2 tRNA genes and 3 rRNA genes are annotated in these 970 nt (G+C 48.2%); all 5 read right to left on the bottom strand.

Annotation, left to right across the window (positions count from 1 at the left end):
- Window positions 1-248 (bottom strand): 23S ribosomal RNA (locus ABEA66_RS28740); the annotation flags it as partial.
- 140 nt (window positions 249-388) lie between these two features.
- Window positions 389-464 (bottom strand) — tRNA-Ala (locus ABEA66_RS28735).
- Window positions 465-485: 21 nt separating this feature from the next.
- A tRNA-Ile gene (locus ABEA66_RS28730) sits at window positions 486-562 on the bottom strand.
- 59 nt (window positions 563-621) lie between these two features.
- Window positions 622-738 (bottom strand): 5S ribosomal RNA (rrf, locus tag ABEA66_RS28725).
- Between the two features lie 182 nt (window positions 739-920).
- Window positions 921-970 (bottom strand): 16S ribosomal RNA (locus ABEA66_RS28720); the annotation flags it as partial.

Here is a 970-nt window from a genome sequence, read left to right as displayed (position 1 = left end):
TACTGACGGAATCACTGTTGTTTTCTTCTCCTGAGGGTACTTAGATGTTTCAGTTCCCCTCGTATGCCTCTACACATCCTATGTATTCAGATGTGAGTAACTGAGTATTACCTCAGCTGGGTTCCCCCATTCGGACATCCCCGGATCAAAGCCTGCTTACGGCTCCCCGAGGCGATATCGTCGTTCGCCACGTCCTTCTTCGGCTCCTAGCGCCTAGGCATCCTCCGTGTGCTCTTATTAGCTTAACCATGCTAATACACGTTGTATTGCTCTACGCATTGTATTTCAGTATCTAGTTTTCAAGGAACAATCTTAGCTTCATCGCCATCTCTCAATAGCGACAAAAAGCATCTTATCACAAAACCTCACTCGAAAGCAAGAGTTTTTTTGGTGGAGCCAAGCGGGATCGAACCGCTGACCTCCTGCTTGCAAGGCAGGCGCTCTCCCAGCTGAGCTATGGCCCCATATCATAATATAAAATTTCATGGTGGGCCCTAGTGGACTCGAACCACCGACCTCACCCTTATCAGGGGTGCGCTCTAACCAGCTGAGCTAAGGGCCCTTAAATGTTTTGGATTAACAAAACGATTATTCAAAACAAAAACCCACTCAAGGTGGGTTGCTTGGCGATGTTCTACTCTCCCAGGACCCTTCGGTCCAAGTACCATCGACGCTGGAAGGCTTAACGTTCGTGTTCGGTATGGGTACGCGTGGTTCCCTTCCGCCATCATCACCAAACGAAGTCTTGCTAATACAAAACCAACTTCGCGAATAACGCTAAGCGCTCTCTCTAGAAAGCATATTTCGCAACCTTATCTTCATGAGAGATATTGCCCTCTCAAAACTGACCAACGAGTGAATGCCGTTGCAACCGTAGTTGCTTAATGTCCGTTACCCTACAGGTAACATGGACTCCATAGAAAGGAGGTGATCCAGCCGCACCTTCCGATACGGCTACCTTGTTACGACT

Origin of the sequence: Paenibacillus vulneris, assembly GCF_039543185.1 — a bacterium.
In the GTDB taxonomy this organism is placed as follows: Bacteria; Bacillota; Bacilli; order Paenibacillales; family NBRC-103111; genus Paenibacillus_S; species Paenibacillus_S vulneris.
The sequence above is the reverse complement of the archived record's forward strand: the minus strand, read 5'-3'. Positions and strand labels throughout refer to the sequence as shown.